At 64.2% G+C, this 5,455-nt stretch carries 5 protein-coding genes; all 5 read right to left on the bottom strand.

Annotation, left to right across the window (positions count from 1 at the left end; all coding sequences use genetic code 11):
• Window positions 1-814, bottom strand: an 814-nt coding sequence (locus BLX42_RS13410; RefSeq protein WP_161871961.1) for a succinylglutamate desuccinylase/aspartoacylase family protein, incomplete at its 3' end; no start/stop codon positions are given.
• 97 nt (window positions 815-911) lie between these two features.
• Window positions 912-2,582: an ATP-dependent DNA ligase gene (locus tag BLX42_RS13405; protein ID WP_161871960.1), complete on the bottom strand. Its 1,671-nt coding sequence runs from the start codon at window positions 2,580-2,582 to the stop codon at window positions 912-914.
• Window positions 2,579-3,595 (bottom strand): ligase-associated DNA damage response exonuclease, encoded by a 1,017-nt coding sequence (locus BLX42_RS13400; RefSeq protein WP_046787742.1) that lies wholly within the window; start codon window positions 3,593-3,595, stop codon window positions 2,579-2,581. The genes BLX42_RS13405 and BLX42_RS13400 overlap by 4 nt, the downstream gene beginning before the upstream one ends.
• Window positions 3,596-3,701: 106 nt before the next feature.
• Entirely contained in the window at window positions 3,702-4,040 is a 339-nt protein-coding gene (locus BLX42_RS13395) for a hypothetical protein (protein WP_125924216.1), read from the bottom strand.
• Window positions 4,041-4,148: 108 nt separating this feature from the next.
• On the bottom strand, window positions 4,149-5,455 hold a 1,307-nt coding region (locus BLX42_RS13390; protein ID WP_161871959.1), incomplete at its 5' end, for a penicillin acylase family protein.

Raw genomic sequence — 5,455 nt, 5'->3', positions numbered from 1 at the left:
CTTCGATGACTCCGGCGTGAATCAGGTAATCGAGGATCGCCTGGCAGTCATGGCTGGCCAGGTCATGGCTGACATCGGCCTGGCCGCGCAACTCGACAGTTACCGACACGCTACCCAAAGGGATCGGGAAACGCTTGCCGAAGCGTTGCTGCAACTGCCACCAGACCAGGCTGAAGCATTCGTCGAACGACTGCCCGCCGGAGTCGGTGGCCAGCAAACTGGCCTGTGCACCCAGGTAGCGAGCCAGCGGCTCGACCTGAGGCCAGGCTTCCGGGGTGGTGTAGAGGTGTTCTACCGCCTCGAAGTCGCAGTGCAGGTCCAGGACCAGGTCGGCATCGCAGGCCAGCCGCTGCAGGGTCAGGCGCTGGGACTGCAAGGGGGTGTGTGCCGGGTGTGCGTCCAGGCCACGGCGCAGGTACTCGCGAATCAAGGCAAGGTTGTGGTCGGCGTCCTGGGTCAGATGGCCCTCCACCTGGTCGCCAATGCTGTCGGAAAGGTCGACGAAGTTGCGGTTGAAGTTCTCGCCGCTCTGTAATTCGAAACGACCCAGTGGTGCGTCCAGCATCACTTGCTCCAGGCCTACCGGGTTGGCCACCGGCACCAGGACGATTTCGCGGCGCAGGCGCCCTTGCTGCTCCAGTTCGGCCAGGCGACGCTTGAGGTGCCAGGCGACCAGCATGCCGGGCAACTCATCGGCATGCAGCGAGGCCTGTATGTACACCTTGGCGCCACCGCGCGGGCCGAAGTGGAAGCTGTGGAGTTGGCGAATGATGCCCGGTACGGGCGAGAGCAGGTCGTGTGTCGAATGGTGCATGGTGGTCCTGGCTGCGTGGCGAAAACGGTCTGCGACACGGGTCGGCACAAAGATAGAAGCATAATTTTAGCCAGTATGCTTCACCGTGCTGCCTTCTTCAGGCCAGCAGTGCCTGCAGGGTCGCCAGGTCATCGGCCTCCTCCACAGGTTTATCCAGGCGCCAGCGCAGCATGCGCGGAAAGCGCACGGCTATACCGCTCTTGTGCCGTTTTGACAGGGCGATGCCCTCGAACCCCAGTTCGAACACCAGGGTTGGCTTGACGCTGCGCACCGGTCCGAAGGTCTCTACCGTGGTCTTGCGAATGATTGCATCGACCTTGCGCATTTCTTCATCGCTCAGGCCCGAGTAGGCTTTGGCAAAAGGCACCAAGGCACGCTCGGGGTCGCCGGGTGGCCCGCTCCAGACCGCGAAGGTGTAGTCACTGTACAGGCTGGCACGCCGGCCGTGGCCGCGCTGGGCATAGATCAGCACGGCATCTACGCTGAACGGGTCGATCTTCCACTTCCACCACACCCCCATGTCCTTGGTCCGGCCCACCCCGTACAACGCATCGCGCTGTTTGAGCATCAGGCCCTCGACGCCCAGGCTGCGCGATCGTTCGCGCTGGATGGCAAGCGCGTGCCAAGTCTGCTCTTCGAGCAGAGGCGAAAGCAGTACCGGGGCCAAGGGATAGCTTTCCACGACACGCTGCAATTGCTGGCGGCGCTCATGTTGGGGGCGGCTACGCCAGTCCTCGCCTTGCCATTCCAGCAAATCGTACGCCTGCAATACCACCGGCGCATCGGCCAGCAGCTTCTTGCCCAGCGTCTTGCGGCCAATGCGCTGCTGCAGTAGTGCGAAAGGTTGCACGGCCAGTGCCTGGTCGTTACCCGAATCAGGCTTCCAGACCAGGATCTCACCGTCGAGCACGACGCCGTCGGGAAAGTTCTGCGCCAGGCTGTGCAGTTCCGGGAAGCGGTCGGTGACCAGTTCTTCGCCGCGTGACCACACCCACACCTGGCCATCGCGCTTGACCACTTGTGCGCGGATGCCATCCCACTTCCACTCGATCTGCCAGGCGCTGGGCGGGCCGAGCAGGGCGTCGAACTGTTCGATGGGGGCCTGCAGGGCATGCGCCAGGAAGAACGGGTATGGTTGGCCACCACGTTGGCTATGTTCGTCGGCCGATTCAGCGGCGATCAGCTTGTGGTAACTGTTGGCTGTCGGGCGATGGCTGATGTCGGTATAGCCCACCAGGCGCTGAGCTATGCGTTTGGCATCCAGCCCCGCCAGCCCCGCCAGCTGCGCCAGTGCCCGGGTGACCAGCAGCTTGGACACGCCCACGCGAAAGCTGCCAGTGATCAGCTTCAGGCACAGCATCAGGCTGGGGCGATCCAACTGTGCCCACAGTGGCGGCAGGCGCTGCTGGACCTCTTCGGCGGGCAGCCCACGCAGTGGCAGCAGATGGGCTTCGACCCAATGGGCCAGCCCGCTCTCGCTACCTTGCTGGTTTTCAGGCAGCAACAAAGAGATGGTTTCCGCCAGGTCGCCCACCGCTTGATAGCTCTCTTCGAACAACCAGCCCGGCAGCCCGGCCAATGCCGTTGCCAGCTCGCGCAGCACCCGGGTGGGCACCAACTGCCGTGGCCGGCCACCGGAGAGAAAATAGACAGCCCAGGCGGCATCCTCGGCGGGGGCTGCGGCAAAGTAGTCGCGCAACGCTTGCAGTTTGGCATTGCTGGAGGTGGTGGCATCCAGGCGCAGGTAGAGTTGGGCAAAGGCCTTCATGCCTCAGCCTCCATTGCTGGAGTGTCGTCCTCGTCACCGTACTCGGTAACGAACGCTCGGGCATCGAGGCCACGTTCGCAGAGGTAGCGTACCAGCACATTGACCGAGCCGTGGGTGACCATAACCCGCTCGGCGCCGGTCTGTTCGATGGCCCATAGCAGCCCAGGCCAGTCTGCGTGGTCGGAGAGTACGAAACCGCGGTCTACGCCGCGCCGGCGTCGGGTGCCGCGCAGCAGCATCCAGCCGCTGGCGAAGGCATCGCTGTAATCACCGAAGCGACGCATCCAGCTGCTGCCGGCGGCAGAGGGGGGCGCCAACACGATGGCCTGGCGCATGAGCGGGTCATTACGGGGAATATCACCGGCATAAAGGGTTTGTGGCAGGTGTACACCGCCCTCTCGGTATACCTGGTTCAGCGGCTCGACTGCGCCATGTACCAGGATCGGCCCGATGCTCGGATCCAGGCCATGGAGGATTCGTTGAGCCTTGCCGAAGGCATAGCAGAACAGCACGCTGGCCTTGCCCTGCTCGCGATTGGCCCGCCACCATTCATTCACCCCCGCAAATACCTGTGCCTGGCTGGGCCAGCGGTAGATGGGCAGGCCGAAGGTCGACTCGGTGATGAATGTGTGACAGCGCACTGGCTCGAACGGAGCACAGGTGCCATCCGGCTCGACTTTGTAGTCCCCGGAGGCAACCCAGACTTCGCCTTCATGTTCCAGGCGCACCTGTGCCGAGCCCAGTACGTGCCCGGCCGGGTGCAGGCTCAGGGTGACGCCGTGGTGGCGGATACGCTCGCCGTAGGGCAGGGCCAGTAGGTCGATATCCTGGCCCAGGCGGCTGCGCAGGATGCCGGCCCCAGGGGCTGCGGTCAGGTAATGAGTGTTGCCACGACGGGCATGATCGCCATGGCCGTGGGTGATGATGGCGCGCTCCACGGGCCGCCAAGGGTCGATGTAAAAATCACCGGGCGGGCAGTAAAGGCCTTCGGGGCGGGCGATGACGAGGTCCATGGCGATGCCTGGCAAGAGGGCTTACAGGCTCAGAGCATCAGCGGGGTGTGGAAGTTCGCGTGGTGTTGGCAGCCAGCCCTGCACGTCAGGGCTGGCTGCGGGCTATTCAGCGCAGGGCCATTTTCCAGGCCGCGCCTTTGGTCTGTGCCACGCTGATTTTTTCGGCGTAGGCGATGTTCTTGATGAAGCCGCCATGCACCAGCCGTGGGGAGGTATGGAAGTAGTCCCAGGTGGTGGTGCCGTCATGGCTCTGCAGGTCTTGACTGTCGTAAGGGATTTCGAGGGTGACTGGCGACGCGGTTGCTGGCGTCGAGAAATCGCCGTCGATCATGCTGTAGCCTGCCTTGTCGTTACCGGCCCACAGCTGAATGTCAATGGTGCTGCCCTGCGGCACGGCCAGCGATGCAGGCCAGGACACTTCGATCGTGAGGGTTTCTTTGCTCATGCTGAACATCCTTTTTTGATGGGTTGACCGCACTCGCTGTCTGAACGAGTGCGGCAAGAAAGGATGCTAAGCGCCGAGGCTTGAGGGATGCAGATGGAAACGCTGGGCCTACCGGCCTGGCACCAGGGTCAGCCGCTGGTTGCCATAGGCCCGGGCAAAATGCTGCGGCTGTATTGGCAGGCTCATGAGCCGGCCCTTGAACCAGGCATCGAGCCCATCGCTGTAATGGGCACTGGCAGGGTTACCGGATTGTCCGGTGCTGGTCAGTACCTGTAGTGGTTCTGCCTGGCCAAAGTCGACGATCATGCGGGCCGAGGCCGGCAGGCGGGTGTCGAAATCGCTGCCCCACGCATAAGGCGTCAGGGCCAGGGTGCTGAAGTCACCGCCAGCCGCCTGTGGCGATCGGCTGAGCGCATCGCCCAGGCCGTGGTAAGCAGGGGCAGGCCAGCGATATTGGTGCAATTTGCCCCATTGCCAGGTGCGGCGGTCGGCACCCAGCTGGGCTGTACCTGCATCCACGGCAGCGGCCAGGCTGCGGGCCAGGATGGCCGGTTTGTCTTCCTTCTGCGCCGTGGTGCGATCATCCCAGAACGGGCTGTCTTCGCGGCCAAGCAGGTGGTCTGCCTGGGCCGAGTAGGACAGGCGCGCATTGCTGACGAACGCCTGCCAGGCAGTGCCGGATTGCGGGCCGAGGTCGTCGAGGAAGGTCTGGAGCGCCACTTCCTGTAGGAACAGCCCATACAGCGCGGCATCCGCTGATACCGGGCTCAGGCGACCATCGAACGCCTTGAGGCGGGCCAGCGCGTCGCGGGCCTTGTCGCGCTGGGCGGCTGGCAGAGCGTCGATCGCTTGCTTGAGCGGTTGGGCCATGCCAGGGGCGTCGAACATCTGCTTGAGCTTGTCGGCCAGCAGCGTCTGCTGGTCGTTTTGCAGGGCCATCAGGCTGCGGCTGTCGTGACGGCCATTGCCGGCCAGCTGGCCCAGGCGCTCGGCGCGTTCGGGGTAATACCAGGTGTTGGACAGCTGCATGCCGTAGCCGCGTGGCAAGCTGCGCTGGTTGGCATGGGCGATCCAGCCGGCCGGCGGGTCCTGGTCGTAGGGGTGCAGCATCGGGTCGGCGTAACCGTCCCAGTCGTAGCGACCCTCCCAGCCAGGAGATGGCAGCAGGCCCTGGCCCTCACGGCGGTTCGGGTAGCGGCCACTGACCTGCCAGCCAATATGCTCAGGTTCGGCAAACACGAAGTTGAGTGCGGCAGTCGCCACCTCGCGGGTGCTGTCAAACGCGCGTTCCACGGTTTGCGCTCGGGTCAGGTCGAACAGCGCATCCAGGCTGCGATCACCCTTGGGCTGCGGCAAGTTCAGGGCCAGACCAAGGCTGGGGCTGCCTGACTGGGCGAGCAGGGTGCCGTGGCGGG

Origin of the sequence: Pseudomonas sp. SG-MS2 (assembly GCF_009933855.1) — a bacterium.
In the GTDB taxonomy this organism is placed as follows: domain Bacteria; phylum Pseudomonadota; class Gammaproteobacteria; order Pseudomonadales; family Pseudomonadaceae; genus Aquipseudomonas; species Aquipseudomonas putida_E.
Note: the sequence above shows the minus strand (reverse complement) of the source record. Positions and strands in the feature narration are given on the sequence as shown.

Coding starts and splice junctions, on each gene's coding strand:
- BLX42_RS13405 (WP_161871960.1), bottom strand. CDS start 2,582: ATGAAGGCCTTTGCCCAACTCTACCTGCGCCTGGATGCCACCACCTCC.
- BLX42_RS13400 (WP_046787742.1), bottom strand. CDS start 3,595: ATGGACCTCGTCATCGCCCGCCCCGAAGGCCTTTACTGCCCGCCCGGT.
- BLX42_RS13395 (WP_125924216.1), bottom strand. CDS start 4,040: ATGAGCAAAGAAACCCTCACGATCGAAGTGTCCTGGCCTGCATCGCTG.